The following is a 249-nucleotide window of genomic DNA, read 5'->3' as shown; positions in this document are numbered from 1 at the left end:
TTAGCTAGTTTGACACGCTGGGCTTCGCCGCCAGATAGTGTAATCGCACTTTGACCAAGTCTGATATACGACAGGCCAACATCCATTAAGGTCTGAAGCTTTCGGGCAATAAAGGGAACCGCGTCAAAGAATTCACGCGCATCTTCGATAGTAAGGTCCAGAACTTCGTGGATATTCTTCCCTTTATAGGTGATATCTAGTGTTTCCCTGTTGTATCGCTTGCTCTTACAAACATCACAAGGGACATAG

At 45.4% G+C, this 249-nt stretch carries 1 protein-coding gene; it reads right to left on the bottom strand.

Going from position 1 to position 249, the window contains the following annotated elements:
* Positions 1–249 (bottom strand): hypothetical protein (locus tag A3756_RS06980; protein WP_156490339.1); only part of this gene is annotated, 249 nt, incomplete at both ends.

The sequence above is a fragment of the Oleiphilus sp. HI0086 genome (assembly GCF_001635225.1).
This window is presented reverse-complemented; position numbering and strand designations above follow the sequence as displayed.